The sequence below is a fragment of the Rivularia sp. PCC 7116 genome (genome assembly GCF_000316665.1).
Taxonomy (GTDB): domain Bacteria; phylum Cyanobacteriota; class Cyanobacteriia; order Cyanobacteriales; family Nostocaceae; genus Rivularia.
Window position 1 is genome coordinate 3,548,469 of sequence record NC_019678.1, and the last position, 26,378, is coordinate 3,574,846.

A 26,378-nucleotide genomic window follows, 5' to 3' on the forward strand; every position below is an offset into this window, starting at 1 on the left:
TCCTAAAACAGTACCCAAGAAAGCAAGCAGAATACGTTTTTGATTCATGTGTCTGTATTATTTTGAAAAATTAATAGGGAACCACTTTGATTACGACGATTTAAATTGCTTCTTAAGGTAGAAAGCAATTTAAGAATACATAAACACGAATCCTTATAATTAGTAATTACTACTGTAGGCAATTTCTCTACCAATTTAGAATCAGTAGTATAACTTTTGATTCGTCAAGCAACTGTCTAAAAAAGTAATTACTATTTCAATATATCAACCGAAAGGAGTAATTCCAAGTAAAAGAGGATACGAAAAAAATACTCGTACCTAGAAAGCTGGAGCTAGTCTGTTGACTTTGATGGGATTTTGATGAAAATAATTCATGCTTTTATTATGTCAATGTTATGGTGCATTAGATGATGTCCAAAAATTTCTCGTATTAACAGATGAATTGTCGTGCATCTAATACACCCTACAAGATTTTATTATTTAAGATTATTATTTAACAATCTTAATCCTGGAGAATCTTCTAATTGTAAAGACTGTTGCGGTATACCAATATCTATATTTTCTCTATCAAAAGCATACTTGAGACGACGACGAAATTCTCTACCTAAAGCGAATTGCGTACCGGGTTCTGTTTTTAACCATAGCATGATTTCGATACCATTTGAACTAATATTATTAACACCTAAAACATTAACGGGGTCAATAACAGCTTCTTTCCATTCTTCATCATTTTGCATTCCGCAAGCCGTTTCTCTAACAATTTTCAATGCTTTATCTATATCTGCTTCTGGACTAATTTCTACAGTAAAAACTATCCGCGACCAATCTTTTGTTAAATTATGAACTGTTGAGATGCTACTGTTAGAAATAGTACTCAAAATACCGTTTGCTTGACGTAGTTGAGTCATCCGTAAATTGACGTTTTCTACAACACCTACAGTTCCACTAATATTAATTAAGTCACCAATGATAAATTGGTCTTCCCAAAGCATAATAATACCGTTAATGATATCTCGAATCAAATTTTGGGAACTAAAAGAAACAGCAAAACCGACAATTCCGGCTCCCGCCAAGATTGGTATAATCGGAATGTGTAGTTTTTCCAGAAACCATAAAATACCTAATACCATCCAAACAAAGGTTATTGCTCCTTTGACAACATTAGAAAAGGTTGTTAGCCGAGAAATATATCGTGCCGAAACATTAGGCTTTTGGGATTCTTTATCTAAAAACTTTCTGAATAAGAAATCGATAATAACGTCACTTGCTTTCATACCTAAAATTGTACTTAGAACAATTCCTAGTAATAAAGGTTTTGTCAGCAACCAATCTTGCAGCCAGCGGGTATAAGGAAACATTCCCGTAATTGCGGCTAATCCCAATACCCATAACAAAAATAAACTAATTACTAATATCCATCTTTTGAGTCTATTAATATTTAACTTTCGCTGCCAAATGATTTTTTGCTGGCAGTATTCCATCATTTGCGTGTCTTCTTCTGCTTCCGAAGCTGCATTTTCTGATTCTATTCCAAAATCACTTAAAGATGGTTCTTCTTCTTCAAGTCTTTCCCCTTTTTTTCCGAAACTCTTATAATAGAAAACTAATAATGCAGTTAGCAAAATAATTCCTACAAATATTCCCAGAGAATTAAAAAAATTACGCTGTATGGTTTCTGGTTGCCTTTCTTGCCGTGCTTTAATTAATGCTGGACGAATATTTTTACTATATTCATTAGCTAAATCATTTACCGACAAACCATGAAGTTGAGCATCTAACTCAGTAACGCTCATGAATTTGCGTCGTTTTAATTTGTTGCGATCGCCTACTAGTATGACAGTTTGTTGTTCGCTTTGAGTGGGGGTAACGTATAATGTCCTGGGATTGAAACCTGTAGCGAGAATTTGAGAAAGATTTTCTTCATACATATCTACCCGAATATCAAGGGGTGAAATCGTATTTTCACCCAGGTTATTACCAACTCCCTGCCTCGCTGCAATATGTATAATTTCTCGCCCATCCAGCGTTATGGGAGCATAAACAATACTAGTTTGATTGCCCGAAGCGTTAACAAAAGGATTTTGATTTGAACTTCCTGCTTGAACTTCGGTGTTTGTAAAGATAATTAAACTAAAGGTTAACAGGCTAATCAATATAAAAGCTTTAGCAGATAGCCGCTTTCTCAAACCCGTTAGTCGATTAACCATATCTCTACCAAAGTACTTTTCAACTGCTTAACGATTAGTTTAAAGCGAAAACGTACCCGTTAAATATTTATATGGGTAATAGGTAATAGGTAATGGGTAATTGGTAACAGGTAATTGGAAGCGACTGATTTTACAGCATCTCTATTTCACTGCACGCACGAAAAATATCGGCGCATCGCACCAAACGCCTTTATCTGTTGTTGCTAGATTCTGCATTTCCTTGATATATTCAGCTTTGCATTTCTCGAATTTATCTGGTGGAAGCTGAAATACTTGATAACCAAAAACATTTTTCGCATTCATCAGCCAAATATCTTCAGCAATTTTTTCATCTACCGGAAAATACCAACCAAACTGCTCGGTTTCTACCTGAATATTTCTAAAACCTATTGACTGCAATAATTTAGTGCATCTTTCAATAGTTCCCATTGCTGCATTAGGGTTAGGAACATTTACACCAAACCTTCTTGCAACTTCTCTAAATAAAACGGAAGTTGGGAAAGCATTCTCCTTCCAAACATTAAAAGCTATAAATCCATCTTTTTGGATAAATCGATGCCATTTTTGCAAAGCTGTGGGGATATCAGTTAAATAACAAACAGCCAAAGAGCACAATACAGCGTCAAAACTATTATCGTCAAAATCTAACCCTTCCGCATCTGCTTCGATAAATTCAACATTCTGCAAACTTGTTTCAGCCAACTTTTGTTTAGCATTGCTCAACATCCCCGTCGAGATATCAACACCGATAACTTTACCTTCGCTACCAACTTTTTCGGCAGCATTCAACGCAACTATACCAGTACCCGTGGCAATATCCAAAATTTTTTGTCCGTTTTGTAGATTCGCAAATTCAACCAACTGATTGGCTATAGGAATATAAAATCTACCACTATCGTAATTGATTCTGTTATTAAAGTCGGTTAGTAATTGTTGTTTGTATGCTGTTTTATTTTTATTTTGCATAATATTTATGAGCAGTATTTATATAGCTGTTTTCAGTTGGATTCACTACAAATTTTACCTCACCCCCAGCCCCTCTCCTTATTAAGGAGAGGGGTGTTTTACGTAAAGGTACGCAGCACTATTTTTTCTCAAATATGTTTTTTAAATTATTCCACAATTCCAGATGAGAAATATGACTAATACCAGCAAATTGAGCGTCGCTAACTTCTATAACTATTTAACAATAACCTTTTCTACTAGCTACTCATATATCCCTCTAAACTATTTATTTTTACCTCTTTACTCTGCGCTTTCTGCGGTTTTTTTAATCATAAGTATTCTATTAAGGAGAGAGTAAAAAAGATATCACGCCACCATACAATGCAGCAAATTTTTCTTCATCTACAAGAGCATTACTATTATTCCAAGTCGCAACTACACAATACTGTTTACCATTTTTTCCCTTTAACCAAGTTGTTAAGTTAATAACACCAGGTTCGGAACCTCCTTTAAATGCTACTTTTTCCCAATCTTTGGGATTAGCAATTCCAGGATAAATACCCATCAATGGTAAATCTGCTACTTCTTCGATTAATTCGCAAAGTTCTTCGGCATTGTAAAACCATTCTACATCCAATGCATTGGGATTAGTTTGGATAAATTCGTTTACGCCGGGAAGCGGCTGATTGGCTATTTCTGCTAAGATTTGGCGACGTTGTTTTTCATCACCTTTACGATAGCGCTGCAAGAATTTACGATTTTGAGAACCTTTTAAACTAAATAGTTCGCGAGTTGTTAGAAAAGGAATATTTTGATTAGAAGAAATTGATTCGATTGATTCTCTACCAACTTGCTTAATTAAAATATCTGTGGCTGTATTATCGCTCATAGATATCATTAAACTGGCGAGTGTTTGCAGTGTCAATTGTGAATCATCTGGCCAAGTTTGTAAAATTCCAGATGGTAAACTTTTATCTGCGTTTTTTAGGATAACTATATCTGACCATGATTTTTGTCCGGAAGCAATTTGCTGTTTGAGAGTTTTTAGTACGGCTATTTTAAAAGCTGAACCTACTGCTAAGCTAGTTTTACCGTTAAAATCAGCAATAACTTCAGAATTTTCTTTGACTATAAAATTAACTTTACCCGGCAATTTTCTAAATTCGGCGATCGCATCAGATAAGCTACTAATTTTTAAGCTTAGTGGTTGGAACAATAATCCTATTATCTGTCCCCGATTATTTAAAGTTATTTCCGTTGCTACCGAACCTTGACTAAAATTAACTACATAATCATTATCATCTTGCTCTACTTTTTGATAGCTGCCTAATTGCTTTTTAAAATCGTTAACTATAAATTCGATTTGCGCTATAGGTACTTGCGCTAAAAAATCTGATGCAAACCATTCAGCTTTGACATCTTCGCTAGTAAATATTTTTTCTAATACTGCTTCTGGAGTCATTGATTTAACCGAATTACTCACCTGAGCTAAGTATAGATTTTTTCTCGGTATCGCTGATGCATAATTAGGAAAAATTAACCAAGGAATAAATAATAATGTAATTGTAAATAATACAGTCAATATTTTTTTGAAACTCATAGGAAGTAGATACAGATATGATATTAAAGTAAGGTGTGTTATCGCGGAGCGTAACGCACCATGCACAGTCAATCGGTGCGTTAAAACGTTCCGTTTATAACGCACCCTACAAAAGTTAATAATTAATTACCCTTTAACGCAAAGAACTTGTTTTAAAGTGGCGACAACTTCGACTAAATCCGACTGATTTTCCATTACTTGTTCAATCGGTTTATAAGCTCCGGGAATTTCATCTAAAATTCCTTCATCTTTACGACATTCTACACCCTTAGTTTGCTCAATTAAATCATCAAGCGTATAGGCTTTCTTTGCTTTAGTTCTTGACATTAACCTGCCAGCACCATGACTGCAAGAACAGAAACTTTCAACGTTACCTTTACCCTTAACAATATATGATTTTGCCCCCATTGAACCGGGAATAATTCCGTAGTCTTCTTTCTGCGCTCTCACCGCCCCTTTACGAGTAACGTAGACATCTTCACCAAAATGCACTTCTTTTTCAGAATAATTGTGATGACAATTTACTACTAACAAAGGTTTAAAAGCTTTTCCACCAGCTAAATGCTTTTCAATAATCTTTTTAAACCTTGACATCATTACATCTCGGTTGAAACGAGCGTATTCCTGTGCCCATTGCAAATCGCGCCAATAAGCTTCAAATTCTGGGGTACCGGTGACGAAATGAGCTAAATCTTTGTCTGGTAAATTAGCATCTGCCATTTTAGCTAAATCCTTGGCCGTACTAATATGATACTGTGCCAATTTATTGCCAATATTACGGGAACCAGAATGCAGCATCAGCCAAACTTGATTTTCTGTATCTACACAAACTTCAATAAAATGATTCCCTCCGCCAAGGGAACCCAACTGTTTCATAGCTTTACTTTCTAAATCTTGCACTCCACTATGCAAGTCTTTAAAATCGCTCCAATTTTGCCAGTTGGTTACAGCTTTTTCCAAATCTTTATTTTCGTTAAAACCAGTAGGAATTGCTGCTTCAATATCAAGGCGAATTTTCTTTAGTTTACCTTCTAATTTTTCGCCTTTAAATGGGGTTTTTATAGCACCCATGCCGCAATTATGAACAAACACACCCGCTTTCAAAGCAAAGTTATGATATTCAGGTACTGTTAAACAATAAACATCTTCTTTATAGTCTATAGGTACAACAGCAACTACTTTATGGTTGTCAACTACATTACCCTCAGACTGGAAGTCTGGGGCTACAGGAACAAAGTCCTCCTTCGAGGACTTCATGAAATAAGTTTGTACGGGTTTAGTTAGTACAGCCGTGCGAGATTTATTATAAGATGTTACAGTTTCTTGTTCATCTGCAATTATCTTATCTGCTTTTTGCCACCTACCAGAATATGGCTGAGAAATTAAAGTATAACCATCTTTATCTACTTGAGAATAAAAGGGCATCAAAGATGTTTCAGTTTGAAGATATTGTGCTTCTTTATAAGTTCCATCCCGCAACATAAATTGATGGTCTGGAGTACAAATAATTTCTTCGCCATTATCTAAAATTACTTTTACTAAAGACGCATTTTTTCTTGTCAATTTAGCGGTAGCTTTCGCCGCTACAATTTTCCCTGTTGGAGTACAAGCATATACAATAAATTCTTCATTCTTGCTCGCTAACTCTTTTAAAGGATAAGATTTTCCATCAACTAAAGGGATTAAAGTATTTCCAACAAAACAACCAATATCAACCCCCACAGCCGCCGGAATAATCGCTTCTTTCGTAGCAATTACCGAACCAACTAAAGCGCCTTTTCCTAAATGCACGTCGGGCATTAATGCTACATGTTTAAATACAAAAGGTAGCGATGCTACGTTCTTCGCCATCTGGGTTTCATTGTCTTTTAATTCGTGGTTAGCCCAGGATAATACGGGAGATTCTGTTGATAGCTCTAACTTGTTATAAGGCATAATTCTATTTTAGATTTTTTTAGGTTTTGCGGAATATTTGAGATATAGATGTTCTTTCTTTAAAACTAAGCATCGACAGTTTTTAAAATATGAGTTAAATGAATAATAGCTTGGTCATGGTTACTGCAAACCATGTCTTAATTATCAGCCTATGTATTACATTGTAGTATGAGTTTTGGAAATGTCAAATCTGTAGTCTAAAAATGTAAACACACAAAACTATCAAATGTATATTAAAATTTTTTAAGAAAATAGTTTTATTTTGAGCTTAATAATTAAGGATCTATAGAAATGGCAGTTCGAGAAGATACAATTTGGGAACGTTTTTTATCTCCGGTATTTAGTTTATTGATTGATGGGGAAGGATTGCGGCGCTATTCGGAAAGCGTGGATTGGGAAAAAGAAAGCGATCGCTTCCGAAGGGATGATGTTGTGATTCCCGAGTACTACAGTTCGCAAAATTTTCACGGAGTAGAAAAAGGATATTTAAATCCCGGTGCTGCGGTAACTTACGATGCGGTAACTCAATATGTTTTACCGCCAAATGAAACTTGGATTCGTCAAGCTTTAATTGATGCGGTAAAGGTAAAACCAAGACGTATTCTTGATTTAGGTTGCGGTACGGGTTCGACAACTATTATGTTGAAGCAGGCTTTCCCGGATGCGGAAGTGATTGGATTAGATTTGTCTCCTTATATGTTGCTCAGAAGTTTCCATAAATCTCAGGATGCTGGTTTAAATATCGAATGGCGACAGGGAAACGCCGAAAATACAAATTTTGCTGATGCTTCGTTTGATTTAGTTACAGCTTCTTTATTGTTCCATGAAACTCCAACCAGTGTAGCCCAAAATATTTTGCACGAATGTTTTCGGTTATTGGTACCTGGAGGACAAGTTTTAATACAAGATGGTAATCAGAAAACTTTGCGTCAATTAGAATGGGTGAATAATATTTTTGAAGAACCTTATATTCAGGAATATGCAGCCGATAGTACCGATGCGAATATGGGTGCTGCGGGATTTGCAGCAATACGAACCGAAGATGTATGGTTCGTAAATCAGGTAACTAGCGGTATCAAACCGATTTCAGCCGAAAATGCAACAAATGAGAACAATATTCACCGCTATACTCCGAACCTATCTAATAGTACATTAGATGATAGCTTTGGTTTTCCGTCCCCAGCATAGAAATAAAGCATGATAAAGGCAGTTATTTTTGATTTTAATGGTGTTATCATCAACGATGAGCCAATTCACCAGCAATTGATTGAAGAAATTTTGCTCGCAGAAAATCTGGTACTCAAACGGGGTGAGTATCAGAAAATATGCTTGGGGCGTAGTGACAGAGCTTGTTTACGAGATATATTAGCTAGCCGTGGGAGAGTCGCTTCCGAAGAGTATTTAACAAAATTACAGCAAAAAAAAGCTCAAAGTTACGTCGAGCAAATAGAAACTTTAGAAAAACTGCCTTTGTACCCCGGTTTAAGCGATTTAATATTTAAATTGCGTTCGAGTAATTTAAAATTAGCAATAGTTAGCGGTGCGATTCGTCAAGAAATTGATTTAGTTCTTGAAAAATCCGAATTAGCCAAATATTTTCAGATTATAATTGCAGCCGACGACATCACAACCAGCAAACCAAAACCCGACGGTTATTTACTTGCAGTCGAACGTTTGAGTCAGGAGCATCCAGAATTAAATCTGCAAGCAAGCGAGTGTTTGGCAGTTGAAGATACCCTCTTCGGTATTCAAGCAGCAAAAGCAGCAGGAATGAAAGTAGTGGGAGTTGCGAATACTTACCCATTCCACATGTTACAGCGTCAAGCGAACTGGACTGTGGATTATTTAAACGAATTAGAACTAGAAAGAATAGAAAAGCTTTATTCTTCTACAGCAATTGAATCAGCTACCGAAGAAGAATAGGTTTTAAAATTGCGCTTATTCAACCTTAAAATCTGGGTGAGTGTATTTTGTGATTTTAATTGTTTGCTTTATTTATATAAGTTGTGTTAGTAAATTTTGATTTGTCTACTTAATTGTTTTTAACATTATTTTATCGGCAAATGTATTTTTGTAAGCGAAACAAAAGAATAGCTTATTTAACGAAATCGCGGTTGAAATTCATATTCGGCTATTACACAAATAAGTCACGCTAGGATTGTATTTGATTATTTGCATATTAATTAATCTAATCATCGGTATCAAAAATTTACTATAATGTAACAAATAATATCGATAGTCAGCGAATTTTATTTGTCAGTAAAAATTTAAATTCATAATAGTAGTAGTCAAAAGGTTGCAAACAAAAGCTTATTTTTGTCCGAACAACCACTAGTAACATAAGCTTTTCAGTATTTAACAAAAAGGAGTCTTCATATGGCTACTAATAATAATGATTTCCTTATAGGAACAAATTCTGCTGATTTTATTAACGCTTTAGCAGGGAATGATACGGTTATTGGTTTAAGAGGTAACGATACATTGCGAGGAAACGCTGGCAATGACACTTTATTTGGCAACGAAAATAGGGATAATCTTTTCGGTGGTACAGGAAATGACAGTCTTGATGGTGGCTCGGGTAGCGATACTTTACGTGGTGGTGCGGGAAAGGATACCCTTGTAGGTTCTATAGGTAACGATAATCTGTCTGGTGGTAACGGTAGAGATACTTTAAACGGTGGCAATGGTAGAGATACTCTTGCAGGCAATGCTGGTAACGATAACTTATTTGGCAATGCTGGAAATGATAGTTTATTAGGTGGTAACGGCAACGATAATCTGTCTGGCGGCAACGGTAGAGATACTTTACGTGGTGGCGCAGGGCAAGATACTCTTTCGGGCAACGCTGGTAACGATAACTTATTTGGTGATGCAGGAAACGATAGTCTTTTAGGTGGTAACGGTAACGATAATTTGTCTGGCGGCAACAGTAGAGATACTCTACGTGGTGGTAAGGGTAGAGATACTCTTTCGGGTAATGCTGGTAACGATAACTTATTCGGCAATGCTGGAAATGATAGTTTATTAGGTGGTAACGGCAACGATAATCTATCTGGCGGCAACGGTAGAGATACTTTGCGTGGTGGTGCAGGGCAAGATACTCTTTCGGGCAACGCTGGTAACGATAAGTTATTTGGTGATGCAGGAAATGATAATCTCTCTGGTGGTAACGGTAATGATACCTTAGACGGTGGCTTGGGTAACGATAGCTTATTAGGTGGTGCAGGGGATGATAATCTGTTTGGTGGTGGTGGCAGTGAGGGAATAGATACACTACGCGGCGGTGCTGGCAATGACACTTTAACCGGTAGCACCTTCCAATCAAACATTATGTTCGGCGGCGCTGGAAACGATAGTCTTCGTGGCGGTTTATCAGAAGATACTCTGTCTGGTGGCGCTGGTAACGACATTTTAAGTGGTGGCAGAGGTGCAGACTTATTTATTGTCGAAGGTTTTGATACAATTACAGACTTTCAGTTCTTTCAAGGTGACAAACTCAGCTTTGGTTTCAGCGCTAAAATTGAGGATTTGACTTATCAAAACAATCAATTATTCTTCCAAAATCAGCTAATAGTCCAATTTGGAGCGGGGAACGATTTTGCTATTGAGAGAGATATTGTTTTGTAATAAATTAAAAGGCGTTGCTGATTAAAAGTACGAATAGCCCCCAACCCCCAATTCTGGTGGAGAAATATAATTTCAAGCCCCCCAAAGAAGGGGGATTTAGGGGACATAACTATGAAGGAAAAAATAAATTCATACCCGGATTCAGCAACGCCCCATTTCTTTATAAAGATGCGCCCCTATGAAAGCCCGTGTAGACGGTGAATCTAGTTGGGGGTGTCGGTTTGGGTCCCCCAAACTAGTGTTCGCGGAGCGTCTCCCGGAGGGAGATACCCGGAGGGGCTTTGTTTAAGTAGCCCCACCATAGCCAGAGTGTTAGCGGAGCCTGTCCGTAAGGACATGGGCGATTGAGCTACTCAAACCTCGATAGACAAGTACTGTTCATGGAGCTTCTAAATCCGATACAAACAAAGCTCATGAGGCGAGTTAGTCCCATTGGAAAGGGAAAACACTGGATATTTGTCAGTCCTGCTTTATACATCAAATCTGAAACTTCTTTTTGAGAAAAACAACGATTGCCCCAATGCCACTGAATCAACCTGCCTAATAAATTACACTGAGTAACAGCGAGGATTAATGGTGACCCTGGACGTAAAACTCTTACTATTTCCTTTAACCCCTGTTCTGGATTAGGCAAGTGTTCAAGCACGTGGGCACTGATGACACCATCGAAGCATTCGTCTGCAAATGGTAAACTCCTCACATCACTTTGACAGATTTGATGATTAATATTTGTTTGACTTAGTTTTTGATGAGCAATTTCAAGCATCCCAGACGAAATATCAACTCCAGTAATGTGCGTTGTTGGATTGATAGTTTGAGCAAATGCAAGGCTAAATGCTGCTGTGCCAATTCCACAATCACAAATCGTCAAGGGTTCCCTTAAAAGTTTTTTCCTCCTGGAAAAACTTTTAAGGGTGCCCGTCAAATTGTCTTGCCAGTCAGGCAGAATATCAGCATCTTTCAGCGATTTCCACATCTGCCGATAGGCATGGCAATGTCCGAGAAGACGAAGATGCTCATGCCACCCCAGAGCAGCCTTATCATAGGTTTGAGACAGTTGCGTGGCTGTAGGATAAACTCGTTGAAGAGAGACTCGCCACCATCCGATTGTCCATTCCATTGCTTCCATAATTTTTAGTTTGTGATATCCAATTCTCAATTTAGGAAAATCATTAATGTTCGACTGTTTGCTCCGGCTGCATTTAATTGTTAGTTGGGAAGAGGTTTTACTCAGCTTTTTTCGCCACAATAAAAACCGCTTTTAATTTAAATACTCCTTTATTCGTGATTTTACCCGGTTGCCATTGGTAGTCAATTTTAAAACCAGCATCAGTTAAACTGTTCTCTAATTCCTTGACAGTAAAAACCTTTACTAAGGGTATCAAACGAAAGAATATTCCAATCGGTGCAATATACTTAAACCATTTCATACTATCTCCAAGACATGCCGTACTAGTGACAAAAACTCCTCCCGGTTTCAGCATCTTATAGACTTTATTGATTACAGCTTCTTTGTCTTCTAATAAATGTAAAATACTCAGACCTAAAACAACATCTAAACTACTATGGGAAAGCTTTAATTCATCGATAGTTAATTCTTCAAAAGTAATATTTTTGATATTTTGTGCATCTGCTTTACTTCTGGCAATTTCAATCATTTTTGACGAGAAATCTATTGCGCGAATATGTTTAACATAGGGAGCATGAATAATAGCAGTACTTCCGGTTCCACAACCAAACTCTAATACTTCCATATGAGGTTTTAAGTATTCTTGAGTGACCTGCAATTTTTTCTGGTAAGCTGCTTCATCAGCAATAGGTTCTTTTGAATACTTATCTGCGATTTTGTCCCAAAATTTAACTGAACTCATCATATCTCTCCTTATATTTTTTCATGTATTTCAGGAGTTACGCAATTCTCATAATATGCTGTTGGTGCGTGACACTACAACCCTTATTACTACGTTCTGAATCAGTCAATGTACAAGCACCCTACAAGAAAAAGCAGCCAGTTACGTAAGTCCTATATTTTTTATCCAAAATTTGCTGATAATTCTTATTTGTGCCACTTCCATGCACACCAAACAATTACTGACAGAGACACAATTTCTATCGTTGCAAAGAACATATCATCCAGATCCCCTACGCCATTTTGTATAATAATCGCAATTGTTATTGCACCTGCAATGATGTTTGCCCAGCGATTTATTTTATACTTTAAAACCCGAGACAGAAGAACCATAGAAATCGGAATTTCCGCCATGATTCCGCCTATCAGCATAAGTCCTTCAGTTATTTGAACGCCGTTTACGATTCCTGTCATGATTTCCTCTAGAAACCCAGGTCTACCAAACTCATGAAGGTCTCGGAAAATCATATTAAACAGTACAAATATCCATAATGTGGAAAGCAAAGCTTTGATATCCATTCCGATGGTTTTGTGGTTGGAAATCATGGTGATACTCCTGTTTTTGAAAGATATTGACATTTATATCTACCTCTTGCTGACAAGAGTGCTAGTTTATTGATAGCAAGTTCAGATCGGCTGTCCGCTTGCGGATGGGGAATTGAATTTCCGTTACAAAGTCTGAATCCCCTGGTTGTTTGGGCAATTCCAGAAAAACTAACCTTACAGGACCGGCAAAAGCATAGTGATTGGCTTCAACCCATTCACCAATCGCGTTGTGCCCCAGAAGTCTGGCACAGCAGCCTGTTGGAGGAATCAATGTTGCCATTGTTGCCGAGGGCAGCGATCGCGTATCCAAGGTCAAACCGTCGTAGGTAGTGAGGGGAGCATGATTCGTTTTATGGAGTAACCGTCCCAGTTCGAGATCGGTGCGATCGCTCGTTACTCCATCCCCATGCACGACAATTGTCATCGCTCCATAGATGCTATTATTTTTCTCAGGAAGAGTATTTATCACAGACCCGAACAAATTTTCTCCCGAATCATTTGTTGGTAAGACTTTACGTATTCCAATAAGCTTTTGTTGAGGAACTTGTTTGACTATTACATCCTTTACTAAGCTATCCCGATCTTGAATTTGCTTGAGGCGGGACTCAATGGTACGGATGCGTTGTAGTTCTTCGAGTACCTGTTGTTCTAACTCTGCTTTTTTTAAGGACAACATCCCCTGAATTTCTGCGGGGGAAATATCATCTCGGACAAACCTTTGAATTTGATTTAATGATAACCCCAAATCTTTAAGTGCAAGAATGCGATTGAGTTCTGGTAGTTGACTAGCGCTATAGTAGCGATGCCCAGTTTCAGAATCTAGTTTGACGGGTTGAAACAAACCGATTTCATCGTAGTAACGCAACAGTCGCTTTGAAACCTGGGCGATGCGAGCGTATTCTCCAATGCTGTACATGATGTTTTCGTTTATTTTATTTTCTATATTTCTAAAGATAGGGGGTGACGTAGCGTGAAGAGCTAGGGGGATGAAAAAAAACTTAACAATACTGCTAACGGTTGAGGTCAGCGGCAGGTAAAAACCCTGTGGGAAGGCAAAAGCGATGGTCGTTCGTGTAACGTCTCGGAGAGAGTTCCTTCTGACTTGAAAGAGCAGGGGGAGAATATTCTTTCATATATGGTGGTGTTAGCAAAGCGTGCCCGTAGGGCATAAATTGTTTTTCATCGGGACTGACTTCTAAGTCGGCAATCGGCAGTCGGCAGTGGGAAAGAATAATAAGACTTAGGTAATTGCTGGTGACAATTATTTTTTTATGGGGACTGCCTTCTTCAAGACTTCTGCACAGCAGAGGTTATAGGTTTTTCTATACATGAACGGACATAAGCCGCTTGTCCCAAGAATAGTCAAACAGCTATAATGCGAATATTACTCATGTTTTCTCAAAAGGATGCCAAAAACAATGGCAGAAAGTTCGTCAAAATCCAAAGCTAGAACTCGTCGCAAACCAACACAAGCTCGTAGCGTGGAGCGGGTTAATCGAATTTTGGATGTGTCGGAAGAGATGTTTATTGAAAAGGGGTACGCGGCAGCCACAACTAAGGAAATCGCAGCACAAGCAAAAGTTCCCATCGGTTCGTTATACCAATTTTTTCCAGATAAAGCAGCTATTTTGCAGGCTTTAGCCGAGCGATATAGTAACCTGCTTCACCAGCAGTTGCAAAGCTTTGACACCCCTGAAATGACACAGATTCCTTTAGCTGATTATGTGGATCGGATAACTGATGGAATAGAGCAATTTTTTTCCGAGCATCCGGGTTATTACGCTGTTTTTATGGAAGTGCAAGCGACGATGCCAGAACTGGATGCTGCTGCTGATGCTGAGATGATTCAGACATTCGCAAAACTTTTACCGAAACGGAATGCATCATTAAAGGTGGAAGATTATGAGGCGATCGCTTTTGTGTTAATCAAGGCAATGGGTAATTTAATGTGGCTATCTTTGGGACAAGCTCCTGATTTCCGTCAACGACTGGTTAAAGAATCAAAGCGGCTGACTTTGTTTTATTTACAAAGCTACTTCTCGGTTTAGTCCTCAGAAGCATCATGAATTCTTTTCTCTGCTTGGGCTTCGCCGTAATAATTCGCGTTTTCAACCCTAACAAAACCTTTATGAATACTTTGTTCGTAGTTGTGCTTTAACACTCTACATAATTGGCGCTAAAGCGCAACTACGAACGAATTTTAGTTAACCAATTTCATGGCTTTTTCTTTCAAAGCTTCGGCTGTCAAACCGTTGAAGCCCATCAACTGACCTGCGCTTGATGTGGTTTCCCCACGTTTCCAGGACAAGGTATCTCGCTTACAATTACTACGCAGCATTATAGGCTCTAACATCGCTGGAGCGCCGCCAGTTGCGCCAATCAATGCATCTCCATCGAAAAATTGAGCAAATTTGGCATCATCGATAAAATTACCGTCTGGTTGCGAGCAGGTATCCCATGCTGTATCGTCGGGACGATATAAACGACGGGGATTAATTACGGAAACGATTTTTACGCCAATACCTGATTTTTGCAGATGTTCTGCTGCTTCAAATACTGGCTTTAACATCATATCGCCAATAACCGCAAAGACAACTTTCTTATTCCCATCAGTGTTTTGCAATACTACAGCACCATCTTTCAATCCTTGACGGGTTTGTTCTAAGGTGGTGCGTATTGGTAAAGGTGATTTACTTGCAGTAATCACAATTCCTTTATTCTTGGTAGTTAAAGCCCATTCGTAACAAGCTTGAATGCTGTTAGCATCGGTAGGGAATAATGGGAAAATATTACCGTTACGCATCATGGAAGCAAAGTAAGCTTCGATTTCCGGACGTTGATGAGTCCAGCCGTTGCGCCCTTGCTCTAATGCACCTGCGGTAAATAAGGTGACTGTGGAAGGGGTTGGACGACGTAATTCAGCCATTGCTTGAGTTACAGTTTGCCAAATTGGTAAACCATTGATGGCAAAGGATTCATAAGAACACCACAAACTGCGTCCGCCCATCAAGCATAAACCAGCAGCTAAACCAGCACAAGCGTCTTCGCTCAAGGGTTCGTAAACTTGTCCCTGTGGTGCTTGATTGTAAATATCATCTTGGGTGGGATGAATAATTTTTAAAGCTTGGTTGATATTACCAATACCCGATGCAGCGTTTCCGTCAGCATTGGTAACTAAGAAATTCTTGTCAGCTTGTCCAACTTTACCAACTAAAACACCCATCGCGGTAGTAGAAACTTTCGGCTCTCCACCAACTGCAAACTCTTGTAAAGGCAACTCGCCCAATTTAGGTAATTCTAACTCAAACTCAGTCACAGCAGTCTTTCCAGCAGGACCACCACCAGCGCGATCGCAATTGTTTCTAACTAATTCCCAAGCTTCCACTGGTAGAGCGCGTTTTTTCAAAGCTTCGACCATATGAGCCGCATCTAAAGTATCCTTGGGATAAAGATTGTGGGATTTAGAACCTGTAGCGTGAACCCCAGAACCTTTGAGTTGTTTAATAATAAATACAGTTAATTTACCACTGAGTGCTGACTTAGCAGCTTTATCAACTCCTTCCAACACAGCTTTAGTAAACTGCAATCTTTTCTCAAAGGAAAATTCGGTACTATTTACATAATCTCCTGGCTGATTTTTATCGTCAAAGTCCTTAGCATCAACTAAAACAACTTCTTCAAAACCGTTACCAACCCAGTAATTCCCCATTTCATCATTGGTTTTCAAAGAAACCATACTGTGATGCTCCTGAGAGTAACCATTCCACACCAACACGGGAAGGAAATTAGTAATTTTAGGAAAAGCAGTATTAAAATGAGCCATCGCACTCATAATATAAGGTTCACCCAAACCACCATCACCAACGGTAAAGGGAAACAACTTATCGCGATTTAAATAAGCAGCAGCCATTGCAAAATGCTGACCTTGACCTAAAGGTCCCGCAGGTGCGAGAATACCGGGAATCATCCCCGAAAGGTGTCCTAAAAGCCCGTGCTTTTCGCGAAAACGTTCCCGCAACTGCTGCACAGTCGTAATCTCCATGTCCTCTAGGGAACGGTCGAGAAACATGGCACTATAAAAACCGGGAGCATGGTGTCCCACTTCAGTCAAAATATTCTTGTGTCCCAACATTACCAAAGCAGCATAAGCTTCCGCTTGAGAAGCAAAACCACCGGGGTGCCCAGAAGCTTTACTTCCAGTAACCTGTAGAGTCAAATAACGTAAAGCATCGGCATAAAGTAAAGTTTGGTAAATAGCCGCAGTGTCTTGAGTATCGCTAATAGAAGTTTTACCTACAGGAATCGCGCTTTCCTTACAGTATTTATCAAAATTTGGTAGAGCTTCCCCAAAATATTGAATACCCTCGCAAAACTTGGGAGCAGATGTAGCTTTTGGTGTTGTTGCAGTCATGCCGATAACCTAATATACGAATCAATTGTAAATGCTGCTTTCTATTTAACAAAAATTTTACAACTTAACGGTTATCGGCATTGATTGTAATTTCTCTATGTATAGATAAATAATGGCAATGGGGAATTGGGGATTGGGCATTGGAGAAGCAGTAGTGTCGAGATTATCAGGGAGTGATAAGAGCTAAGCTACAATCAAGTCAACCATAGGTTGAGGTTTATGGAAAAGTGGGGCTTTGGAAGCAACAGCAGTTGGAAGAAAGTACGCCGTTGTGCACAGGTATTGCTAAATTGACAATTCCAAAAACGGGTGAAGTTTTCGAGGTCAGTGGCGATGATTTGGATTGGTATTCTTACTGTTCTGATTCAGATAGAGGGATGGGAGCAGAATTTCATCACTACGGAGAAACTATTATTGAAAGTGAACGGGAAGATTACCAAATAAAAGCATTTTTCATCACAGTAGACAAGTAATAACAGAGGCGGCATAATAATTAAGTAAAAATAATCGCAATTATGAAAATCTTCACCGCAATTGTCGAGCAAGATTCTGACACAAATATTTATGTTGGCTATGTTCCTGGATTTCCAGGAGCGCATTCTCAAGGAGAAACTTTGGACGAATTACGTGAAAATCTCCGTGAAGTAATTGAAATGCTTTTAGAAGATGAAAGAGTAGTATTCAAGACGGATTTTGTTGGTACCCAACAGATTGTGGTTCAGTGAACTATGAGCAACATTCCCGTTTTAAAACCACAAGAAGTTGTACGTATTTTAGAAAAACTCGGTTTTGTAGAAGTTCGTCAAAAAGGTTCGCACAAACAGTTTCGTCATCAAGACGCTAGAGGAACAACTGTTCCGTTTCACAAAGGACGTGATATTTCTCCAAGACTTTTAAAACAGATAGCCAATGACATTGAATTCACAATTGAAGAATTTTTAGAGTTGCGGTAATTTAATACATCATTGGTAAGTGATAGCAGAATTTTCGTAATTTCTCCAAAATCCTCAGATATACACATAGATGCTTTCTTTGAGAAGTCTAAACAAGGATTATGGAAATAATTATTGCCTTAGTATTCATTGGCTTAATAGTAATGGTTCTATTGCCATCAAACAATTCCAGTAGAAGAAATAATTCTCATCATAGTTCTTCTAGCAACTGGAACAACGATCATATATATTCCGGTAACGATTACAGTTCTGATTCCGGAAGTTCTAACTATTCCGATTCGGGAAGTTACGGTTCCGATTGCGGTAGTTACGATGGTGGAAGCAGTTATGGTGGTGGAGATTGTGGTGGTAGTGATTTTGGTGGATTTTAATTTTTACGATTAGTAGTTCACTTGATAATTGATAACAGTTAATCCGTTTTTGTATAATGCGGAAAAGAAATTAAAAGTTCTACCTGCCGACTTTAGTACCAACATCTGAGTACTAAAGTCCTTAGTGTAAACCTACGATAATTTACTTAGTTAACAGTATTAATTTTGACTTGTACAATCGTTATTATCAACGGAGCGCCAGGAGTAGGAAAATCAACAACAGCAAAACTTCTTGCTCAATCATCTCAAAATTCGGTTTGCATTCGAGGAGATAACATTAAACATTGGATTGTCAATGTAGGTTGGGTTAAACACGATTTTCAATTAAGAGTTGTAACGACAATTTTTATTAATCGTGCCGTAACCCAACATTACTATCTTGAATTTTGAAACTGATAAGTAACAAAGGATAATAAAAATGCTTGAATTACGACCTATTTGCGAAAACTGTAAAACACTATTACCTCCTGATTCTACGGAGGCTCGGATTTGCTCGTTTGAATGCACCTTCTGTCGAGTATGTGTCGAGGGAATCCTTAAGAATGTATGTCCCAATTGCGGTGGTGGGTTTGTTCCCAGACCAATAAGACCTAAAAATAATTGGAAAGATGATAATTATTTAGGCAAGTATCCTGCTACAAATCAGCATAAGCATCGTCAGGTAGATTTGCAAGCACATAGGCAGTTTGCAGAAAACATTTTTTCCATATCTCCCGAACTGCGGTAATTTCGAGATGATGTAAGGTAATTTTTCCCGATGCAGGACATAATTTACTCGTTACCGTTGATAAACAGCTTTGGAAACAGAGTATTGAAAAGTTTCTTGAAGGAGTTTAAAAATGGCGTATATTCCTGAAGATGCAAAATGGTATATTGCAGAACTCGTAATGGAATGCCGAATCGAGCAAGAACCGCGTAATGTTGTTCATGTTAACATCATTCTAGTTCGTGCTGATTCACCTCAATCAGCTTTTGAAAAAGCCGAACAGCTTGGTAAAGAAAGTGAAGCTTCATACTTTAATCATAAAAATCAGCAAGCTACTTGGTACTATCGAGGATTACGAGATTTAAATGTTATTCACGATGATTTAGAACACGGTGCTGAATTAATGTTTGAAGAAGAAATAGGTGTTTCTGAAGATGAAGTCCAAGATATGCTTACTGGGAAGTCTGAGCTAAATATTTTTCGCAAACGGAAACCAAGAGATTCATCAGAACCAAATTATGGCTGTAAGGAGATTTTAGAAGAAGTACAGAGAATGATAAATGCTCGGGAAGATGAAGTTAATTCACAATAAATAAAATTTTATTCTGTATCAGATTCAAATGCTAATAAAATCTCTTCTGATAAAGTGTTAAAATCATCCGTTACTACAAATTTGCCTTTGCCTTAGTTTACATGGTTTCCAAGTCTTCTGGGAAAACAGGTTACTTCTCCCGGTGACAAAATTACCTCTCATGTAACTATACATAATACATTCTCGGTTGTTTTATAGCGGGAAGGGAGTAGCATCAATAGCAAAATCTATATCAGGAATTACGCAGTCTGTAGTATAGTTTTTTGGGCGGTCTGTAGTACAGTTGTCTGGGCACTCTGTAGTACAGTTTTTTGAGCGCTTGGTATGCTTTGTGCAGCATTACTTGCAACATTTGCGTAAGGTCTGGCTATTTTGGTAATAGCGTCAATCGCAACCTCGATATCAGTCCAAGAAACATCTAAATGAGTAACAGCCCGAATTGATTTACCAACGGCTCCCATTTTTACACCATGCTTTTGTAAAAGATTAAGGAACATAGCTGTATCGATTCCCAGTTCGGAAACATCAAAGAAAACAATGTTTGTATCCGGCGAAGTGTCTCTAACTGTAATTCCTTCGATTTGACTCAATCGTCGAGCCAAATAAGTTGCATTTTTGTGGTCTTCTTGTAAACGTTGAACATGATGGTCAAGTGAATGAAGACAACCTGCTGCAATAATACCAGCTTGACGCATTGCGCCGCCAAACATGTGTTTATATCGACGTGCTTGGGCGATGAACTCCTTTGTACCAGCAAGAACAGCACCCATGGGCGCTCCTAGTCCTTTACTAAAGTCAATCCACACAGAATCAACACAAGAAGCAAAATCCTTGGCTGTAGTTTGAGTTGCAACAACTGCATTTAAAAGTCTTGCTCCATCCATGTGGGTGGCTAAACCTTTTTGACGGGCAAAATCACACACCTGCTGTAGTTCGTCAAGCTGCCAAACCGTACCTCCTGCAAAATTATGGGTTTGCTCAACGCACAATAACCGTGGATTTGCAGAGTAAAGGTAAGGAGCTATTGCCACTCTATCAAGTGCTTGTTGCACATCATCCACTGTAAAAATCCCTCTTTCGCTGGCAATGGGTTCCATTAATACACCAGAAGTCATTGCTGCGCCCCCCGATTCAGCTCGAATTATGTGCGCCATATGTTCTGCTAGCACCACATCACCAGGGCGAGTATGTGTCTTAATTGATACGAAATTACAAATAGTTCCACATGCAAAGAAAAGAGCGTCTTCTTTACCCAGTAAATCTGCAGTCCGTTCTAATAATTTGTTAACGGTTGGATCTTCTCCTTTTTGCTCATCTCCAACCGGTGCATTGGCGATCGCCAGTCGCATGCCTTTTGTAGGCTTTGTTTCTGTATCGCTTGTGAGTGAAATCATAATTACTCCTATCCTATTAGTATATAGTGGTTTTGGGTTTATTAACGCAAAGATGCTTAACCATTAGACAATTTGTGAGATTTATTAGTTAGTAAATTATATATAAATATTGACAATTTATAATTAATTTATGCTCTATCTCGTTGAGCAATAACTTAACTTGGGATTCCGATTATAGATAATATCTGAAGGAAACAGTAATGGTTTCTCTTTCTGTTTTTTTATAGGGATTACAAAATTTCAATTATGCACTTTTGAGCGAATTCAAATTTGTACCTTCTCAAAATTTAGTGGTAGGCAGTTATTAAGGCATCTACTCCCTTCCCGGTAAAAGATTACCTAAGTGATTGAGGGAGGGAGTGAGAGAGGGAGAGAGTGAGGGAGAAATTTTTATAGGAAATCTTAGAGCGGGATAGGAGTAAGAGCCACGCGATGCCGGTGCATCTTAACCTAAAATACTGCGCTCGCTAACAAAAAAATACAGTAGTTTTTTATTAACTAATACAGTTATATTAGACAAGGTGTGCCGCTTCGCGGCACACCGAAAAAGTAGCGGGAGAATGGTAGCCCCGTATTTTTAAATCGGGGCGGAAATTCGACACGGGCGAATTTATTCGCCATTAGTTTAGTAATGATGTGGGTCGTTAATATAGTCTTGAATGACGGCACTACTTACCTTGCCGGTAGTGTCATAAAAGTACGCATGAGTCCACAAAGCGGGGATTTTTAACAAGTGCGGAAACTCCTTGCGTAAAATTCTGCTCGACCTGCCTTTTAATGCCTTTACGATTTGGTTAATTGCTGTACTTGGGTCGTGTTCTACCAACATATGTACGTGGTCTGGTGCAATCTCTAGCGCCTTAATGAACCACCCCTTCTCAGCAGTAACTTCAGTCAGAATCTGGTAGAGTCGCTGCTTAACCTCTCCCACTAATACCGGCTTTCGCCGCTTCGGTATCCAGACCAAATGAACCGTTGCACTCCCAACTGAGTGATTATTATGACGGTACTCCCTACTGGCTAATTGCTTAGTTACAGGTTTCATAAAGAATTGTATATAGCCACTACCTGTTGACAAAAATAGTATAGCAAGATACTATTTTTATAGGTTGGGAGAAAAAGCGTTACTAGGTATGACGAAAGCAAAAACGTCTTCGTTCATCACAGAAGTTCCCTTGGTAGTTGACAGCTTCTTAGAACGTAAGCTTGAAGCGCGTTTTCAAGCAGCACGTCAACTCTACAATGCTTGTCTTAACGAAGCATTAAGAAGACTTGAGCGAGTAAGGAAGTCTACGCCATACCTAAGAGCAAGAGAACTCAGTAAAACTAAGAAAAAGGAGCGACGGGAGCTATTTAAGCAGGCAAGAGATGGCGCTCAATTTAGTGAGTATAGTCTCCATCGCTTTGCAACTGTTACCGCCAAACAAAGTAAGTGGATAGCCAAGAACGTTGATTCCAACACGCAACAAAGACTTGCTACTAGAGCATTTCAAGCTGCTCATAAGATACTCTTGGGTCTAAGTAGTAAGGTGCGATTTAAAGTCCCCTCTCGCTTTCGCTCAGTTGAAGGAAAGTCAAACAAACAAGGACTTTGCTGGAAGGAAGAACAAGTACAATGGTGTGGACTTACTTTAGAGCCAATCATTGATTGGAGCAATCGAGTTGTAACTCATGGACTCCGCTCCAAGATAAAATACTGCCGTCTTCTCTGGCGCAACTTAAACGGTAAAAAGCGCTGGTTTGTACAGCTTGTAAACGAAGGTTTACCATATCAAAAGCCACAAAACTACGTAACTAAAGGCGTAGTAGGACTTGACGTTAACATTTCCAATGTAGCCTTTGTGGCTGACGAACAAGCAGGACTCCTACCTTTTGCTGATAAGGTTCCTACCTATGAGCGCGAGATTAAAGTCTTACAGCGTAAAATGCAGCGCTCAATGAGGAGCAACAATCCTGATAATTTTGAGCCTGACTTTGATAAGAAAGTTGGAAACCGAGTCGTCACAAAGAAGGGTAAGGTTCTAAAAGGTAGAAGACCGTGGAAAAGGACAAAGAATTATCGCACACTTGCTCTCCACAAAGCAGAGCTTGAACGACGCAAGGCAAATTATGCTAAGTGCCAGAACCGTAGGCTTGTAAATGAAATCTTACGGCATGGCAACGAAATCAAAACTGAAAAAGTTAGTATCAAGGGATGGCAGAAGCGTTATGGAAAAGCGATAGCTGCTAAGTCTCCTGGCTTTTTTCAATCAGAAATCAAACGCAAAGCCGAAAATGCTGGCGGTTGTTTTCTCCAGTTTTCTACTCAGACAACAGCACTCTCACAAACCCACCTTGATGGCACTCGCATAAAAAAATCTCTCTCAGAGCGAGTTCATCGAGATGTTACCGGGGTTACAATGCATCGTGACTTGTTCTCCGCATTTCTGAGTAGATACGTGTATGGCGATCAGCTTTCATTGCAAGATGCTCTACGCGAGTATCCAAGGGCGGAGCCGCTCTTAGTGGACGCATGGAAGCGAAGTCTGGTGGGGGAAGTTTCCCCCACCGAGCTTCGGCAATATCAACAAACTGCAAGGCAAGTAGGCGCGTCCGAACGCAAGAACTACCATAGTTCCTCTGAGCAGTTGTCCACCCAAGTGCTAACCTCTAACCAGATAACCACAAAAGCGGTGAAAAGTTAGATGGCTATGCCTGAATCCGCGTCAATTTATTGCGCGGAGTGGCTCAACTCTATTGGTTTTAGTTATAGATATACAGTCAGCAAAAAATACCCTTGGTTAGGGTATTTATAATTACATTATATTTAGAAAAATAAGGTTCAGTATAATTTATCTGACCGAACAGCACCAGTTGCAAAAACCTGGTTTATTTCTAATTTAACAACCTGCCGAATAATACTTTCACGACTAGAAACCGGGTTTCTTTGGGCTTCTTGAGAATGGTGCAAGAAGTTGTATTTATTTCACATCTTGCACCATTCTCAGCAACCGCCTTAGAATAAATTCTCAGGCTAATATGAAAAGTCTTCTAAAGAAGACTAGGCATGACTTGAGTGCGTTTTAACGTACTTTGTATATTAGCCGATGATTTTTATTTCTCTGCGTTCACGCGGTTAGGGTCGCTACCGTAGGTATTGCGTGCGGGCTAGAAAGCCTCCGGCTTACAAGGTAAGTATTCAGGCTTAATGACAATGGTGCAAGATATGAGCGCCCAACGGGCGCGAAAAAACGCTCCCGCAACGAATGAAAGAAACACAAAAATCAAATAAAAGGGTCAATAACTTATACACTAAAAAAGTACCATGATAGCTTTGCACCGTCATTACACTGGTACATTATTCGTCCGAATGTGAGCGTGGTTCTGGGTGATATTGGCAACAGTATTGGTGAAGTAGCTTGCTACTATCCCGTGCCGGGAGATTAAATTTATTAGCCCACCCAGGCATGGTACACCCCTTCCAAATAATAAATCTATCCTTCCAGAATGCCATGAGTAAGCGCAAAAAGCTGAAAGAACAGGATTTGGATATGACTTTACTTTCCCAAATCAACCCGAATGCCGCAGGCATTGATATTGGTGCAGATAAGCACTGGGTAAGTGTTCCAGTAGGAAGAGATGAAGAAAATATACGCAATTTCAGTTGTTTTACTCCTGACCTCTATGCAATGGCAGATTGGTTAAAGCAATGTGATATTGAAACTGTAGCAATGGAATCAACAGGCGTTTATTGGATACCTGTATTTCAAGTTCTAGAAAGTCGTGGTTTTGATGTTAAGCTTGTGAATGCCCACTACGTCAAAACTGTACCTGGTCGCAAAACTGATGTACTAGATTGTCAGTGGCTACAACAGTTACATACTTATGGTTTACTCTCTGGTTCTTTTCGTCCAGAAGACCAAATTTGCAAGCTTCGTAGTTACATACGTCAAAGAGATAATCTAATAAAAAGTGCTTGTATCCACATACAGAGGATGCAAAAAGCATTAACACAAATGAATATACAGTTGCATCGCGTAATCAGCGACATTACGGGTACCACTGGCTTGAGTATTATTAAAGCAATTGTGTCTGGAGAACGCAACCCAATCAAATTAGCCGCTCTTAAGGATGGGCGTATTAAAGCCAGCGTTGAACAAATAGCTGCTTCCTTAACTGGAGATTATCGTCCGGAATTAGTTTTTATCCTTGAACAAGAACTACAACTTTACGAATTTTATCAAGCTCAAATTCAAAAATGCGACATTCAAATTGAGCAGTGTTTAGCTTCATTTACTGATAAGGTTGACGTTGAAAAAAAGCCTTTGAGTAAACCCAAACGTCGGGGCAAGAAGCAACCAGGTAACGCACCACAATTTGATTTACGTACCCATTTGTATCGTATTAGTGGTGTTGATTTTACAGCCATTGACGGCTTGGGTTCTTTAAGCGTCTTAGTATTACTTTCTGAAGTTGGTTTAGACCCCACACGCTTTCCTACAGTCAAACATTTTACTTCATGGCTCGGTTTGTGTCCTGGTAGCCGTGTTACTGGCGGTAAAGTTAAAAGCTCTAAAACTCGTCCTGTTGCTAATCGCGCTGCAACTGCCTTCCGCATGGCTGCACAAACTTTATGTCGTAGCAACTCCGCTTTGGGTGGATATTACCGTCGTATGCAGTCACGGATGGGCGCTCCAAAAGCCATTACTGCTACTGCTCACCTTCCTCGCACGCATTTTCTACCGTCTTTGGATATCTGGAGATGCCTACAATGACCCTGGGATAGATGCTTATGAGCAAAAGTATCGAGAGAGGATACTTAAAAATCTCAAGAAAAAAGCTAACACTTTTGGCTTTGAACTTACTGCTATTTCAACACCTACCGAATGTGTTTCTTAGGAGTTGACGTTCGAGCGATTTACCCAGTTCTATCCACAGCAAGTAAAGAATGTAAGCAAAGGGGATAGTGCTGATCGTTCCCCAAATAACGCGAGCAGTTACGCTATCTGAAACTTCACCAGGATAACCTGTAGCAATCATCAATACAGATGCTACGACTAACTTAATTAACAGTGGTTTTGCAACTTCTTTGGAGAGAGCCAAAACTGCAACAGTTTCAGTCAAAAGTAATGGTACTGTTAATATCCAGTCAGCATAGCGGTAAGCATCGTTAAACACTTCACCCGTCGTCAAATACATTAGA

24 protein-coding genes and 1 pseudogene are annotated in these 26,378 nt (G+C 39.1%); 13 read left to right on the forward strand and 12 right to left on the reverse strand.

Translation table 11 applies throughout. The annotated features are described in order from the left end of the window. Positions 1 to 476 precede the first annotated feature (476 nt). From RIV7116_RS13885 to RIV7116_RS13900, 4 genes are all read right to left on the reverse strand, one after another. On the reverse strand, positions 477 to 2,207 hold the full coding sequence (locus RIV7116_RS13885) for a mechanosensitive ion channel family protein (RefSeq protein ID WP_015118933.1): 1,731 nt from the start codon (positions 2,205 to 2,207) through the stop codon (positions 477 to 479). 141 nt (positions 2,208 to 2,348) lie between these two features. Beyond that, positions 2,349 to 3,173 carry a class I SAM-dependent methyltransferase gene (locus RIV7116_RS13890; protein ID WP_015118934.1) on the reverse strand — a complete coding sequence of 275 codons (825 nt, stop codon included), beginning with the start codon at positions 3,171 to 3,173 and terminating at the stop codon, positions 2,349 to 2,351. 322 nt (positions 3,174 to 3,495) lie between these two features. Beyond that, a complete protein-coding gene (locus RIV7116_RS13895; protein WP_015118935.1) occupies positions 3,496 to 4,752 on the reverse strand; it encodes a hydrolase in 1,257 nt (418 codons plus the stop codon). A gap of 126 nt (positions 4,753 to 4,878) precedes the next feature. Beyond that, positions 4,879 to 6,687: an RtcB family protein gene (locus RIV7116_RS13900; protein WP_015118936.1), complete on the reverse strand. Its 1,809-nt coding sequence runs from the start codon at positions 6,685 to 6,687 to the stop codon at positions 4,879 to 4,881. Positions 6,688 to 6,978: 291 nt separating this feature from the next. Here RIV7116_RS13900 and RIV7116_RS13905 point away from each other — a divergent pair, with 291 nt between their 5' ends. The 3 genes from RIV7116_RS13905 (at position 6,979) to RIV7116_RS13915 (ending at position 10,314) form a co-directional block, all read left to right on the forward strand. Then, positions 6,979 to 7,875 (forward strand): class I SAM-dependent methyltransferase, encoded by an 897-nt coding sequence (locus RIV7116_RS13905; RefSeq protein ID WP_015118937.1) that lies wholly within the window; start codon positions 6,979 to 6,981, stop codon positions 7,873 to 7,875. A 9-nt stretch (positions 7,876 to 7,884) separates the two neighbouring features. After that, complete coding sequence (locus tag RIV7116_RS13910) at positions 7,885 to 8,610, forward strand: HAD family phosphatase (RefSeq protein WP_015118938.1); 726 nt, start codon at positions 7,885 to 7,887, stop codon at positions 8,608 to 8,610. Between the two features lie 453 nt (positions 8,611 to 9,063). Further along, on the forward strand, positions 9,064 to 10,314 hold the full coding sequence (locus RIV7116_RS13915; RefSeq protein WP_015118939.1) for a calcium-binding protein: 1,251 nt from the start codon (positions 9,064 to 9,066) through the stop codon (positions 10,312 to 10,314). 349 nt (positions 10,315 to 10,663) lie between these two features. Here RIV7116_RS13915 and RIV7116_RS13920 read toward each other — a convergent pair whose 3' ends face one another. The 4 genes from RIV7116_RS13920 to RIV7116_RS13935 all read right to left on the reverse strand — a co-directional run bounded on the left by RIV7116_RS13920 (position 10,664) and on the right by RIV7116_RS13935 (position 13,685). Then, positions 10,664 to 11,563 carry a class I SAM-dependent methyltransferase gene (locus RIV7116_RS13920; protein WP_232435798.1) on the reverse strand — a complete coding sequence of 300 codons (900 nt, stop codon included), beginning with the start codon at positions 11,561 to 11,563 and terminating at the stop codon, positions 10,664 to 10,666. Then, positions 11,541 to 12,188 (reverse strand): class I SAM-dependent methyltransferase, encoded by a 648-nt coding sequence (locus tag RIV7116_RS13925; RefSeq protein WP_044290938.1) that lies wholly within the window; start codon positions 12,186 to 12,188, stop codon positions 11,541 to 11,543. Before RIV7116_RS13925 ends, RIV7116_RS13920 begins: the two co-directional genes overlap by 23 nt. A 182-nt stretch (positions 12,189 to 12,370) precedes the next feature. Then, positions 12,371 to 12,769 carry a DUF6326 family protein gene (locus RIV7116_RS13930; RefSeq protein ID WP_015118942.1) on the reverse strand — a complete coding sequence of 133 codons (399 nt, stop codon included), beginning with the start codon at positions 12,767 to 12,769 and terminating at the stop codon, positions 12,371 to 12,373. 61 nt (positions 12,770 to 12,830) lie between these two features. Further along, a complete protein-coding gene (locus RIV7116_RS13935; protein WP_015118943.1) occupies positions 12,831 to 13,685 on the reverse strand; it encodes a MerR family transcriptional regulator in 855 nt (284 codons plus the stop codon). Positions 13,686 to 14,187: 502 nt separating this feature from the next. Here RIV7116_RS13935 and RIV7116_RS13940 point away from each other — a divergent pair. Beyond that, positions 14,188 to 14,817: a TetR/AcrR family transcriptional regulator gene (locus tag RIV7116_RS13940; protein WP_015118944.1), complete on the forward strand. Its 630-nt coding sequence runs from the start codon at positions 14,188 to 14,190 to the stop codon at positions 14,815 to 14,817. Between the two features lie 152 nt (positions 14,818 to 14,969). Here the strand turns inward: RIV7116_RS13940 and RIV7116_RS13945 are convergent, their stop codons facing one another. Beyond that, positions 14,970 to 17,180: a phosphoketolase gene (locus RIV7116_RS13945; protein WP_015118945.1), complete on the reverse strand. Its 2,211-nt coding sequence runs from the start codon at positions 17,178 to 17,180 to the stop codon at positions 14,970 to 14,972. Between the two features lie 290 nt (positions 17,181 to 17,470). Here RIV7116_RS13945 and RIV7116_RS13950 point away from each other — a divergent pair, with 290 nt between their 5' ends. The 7 genes from RIV7116_RS13950 (at position 17,471) to RIV7116_RS13975 (ending at position 19,802) form a co-directional block, all read left to right on the forward strand. Then, a complete protein-coding gene (locus tag RIV7116_RS13950; protein WP_198287589.1) occupies positions 17,471 to 17,653 on the forward strand; it encodes a hypothetical protein in 183 nt (60 codons plus the stop codon). Between the two features lie 42 nt (positions 17,654 to 17,695). Then, positions 17,696 to 17,905: a type II toxin-antitoxin system HicB family antitoxin gene (locus tag RIV7116_RS13955; RefSeq protein ID WP_015118947.1), complete on the forward strand. Its 210-nt coding sequence runs from the start codon at positions 17,696 to 17,698 to the stop codon at positions 17,903 to 17,905. A 3-nt stretch (positions 17,906 to 17,908) separates the two neighbouring features. After that, on the forward strand, positions 17,909 to 18,133 hold the full coding sequence (locus RIV7116_RS13960; RefSeq protein ID WP_015118948.1) for a type II toxin-antitoxin system HicA family toxin: 225 nt from the start codon (positions 17,909 to 17,911) through the stop codon (positions 18,131 to 18,133). A 101-nt stretch (positions 18,134 to 18,234) separates the two neighbouring features. Beyond that, the gene (locus RIV7116_RS13965) at positions 18,235 to 18,504 is read left to right on the forward strand and encodes a hypothetical protein (protein WP_015118949.1); all 270 of its coding nucleotides are present in this window, start codon (positions 18,235 to 18,237) and stop codon (positions 18,502 to 18,504) included. Between the two features lie 165 nt (positions 18,505 to 18,669). Beyond that, on the forward strand, positions 18,670 to 18,894 hold the full coding sequence (locus tag RIV7116_RS13970; protein ID WP_044290941.1) for a zeta toxin family protein: 225 nt from the start codon (positions 18,670 to 18,672) through the stop codon (positions 18,892 to 18,894). 28 nt (positions 18,895 to 18,922) lie between these two features. Further along, positions 18,923 to 19,231, forward strand: a complete 309-nt coding sequence (locus tag RIV7116_RS34935; RefSeq protein WP_015118950.1) for a DUF1272 domain-containing protein — start codon at positions 18,923 to 18,925, stop codon at positions 19,229 to 19,231. Positions 19,232 to 19,343: 112 nt separating this feature from the next. Further along, positions 19,344 to 19,802 (forward strand): DUF4288 domain-containing protein, encoded by a 459-nt coding sequence (locus tag RIV7116_RS13975; protein WP_015118951.1) that lies wholly within the window; start codon positions 19,344 to 19,346, stop codon positions 19,800 to 19,802. A 239-nt stretch (positions 19,803 to 20,041) separates the two neighbouring features. On the opposite strand, the gene RIV7116_RS13980 is transcribed toward RIV7116_RS13975, so the two are convergent. Together RIV7116_RS13980 and tnpA are read right to left on the reverse strand one after the other, a co-directional pair. After that, a complete protein-coding gene (locus tag RIV7116_RS13980; RefSeq protein ID WP_015118952.1) occupies positions 20,042 to 21,196 on the reverse strand; it encodes a low specificity L-threonine aldolase in 1,155 nt (384 codons plus the stop codon). Between the two features lie 625 nt (positions 21,197 to 21,821). Then, positions 21,822 to 22,241: an IS200/IS605 family transposase gene (tnpA, locus tag RIV7116_RS13985; RefSeq protein WP_015117032.1), complete on the reverse strand. Its 420-nt coding sequence runs from the start codon at positions 22,239 to 22,241 to the stop codon at positions 21,822 to 21,824. 88 nt (positions 22,242 to 22,329) lie between these two features. Here tnpA and RIV7116_RS13990 point away from each other — a divergent pair, with 88 nt between their 5' ends. After that, entirely contained in the window at positions 22,330 to 23,880 is a 1,551-nt protein-coding gene (locus tag RIV7116_RS13990) for a hypothetical protein (protein ID WP_015118953.1), read from the forward strand. Between the two features lie 846 nt (positions 23,881 to 24,726). Beyond that, positions 24,727 to 26,074, forward strand: a pseudogene (locus RIV7116_RS13995) (IS110 family transposase). On the opposite strand, the gene RIV7116_RS36455 reads toward RIV7116_RS13995, so the two are convergent. Next, positions 26,048 to 26,374: a bacteriorhodopsin gene (locus RIV7116_RS36455; RefSeq protein ID WP_052330810.1), complete on the reverse strand. Its 327-nt coding sequence runs from the start codon at positions 26,372 to 26,374 to the stop codon at positions 26,048 to 26,050. The pseudogene RIV7116_RS13995 and the gene RIV7116_RS36455 overlap by 27 nt on opposite strands. Positions 26,375 to 26,378: the final 4 nt, after the last annotated feature.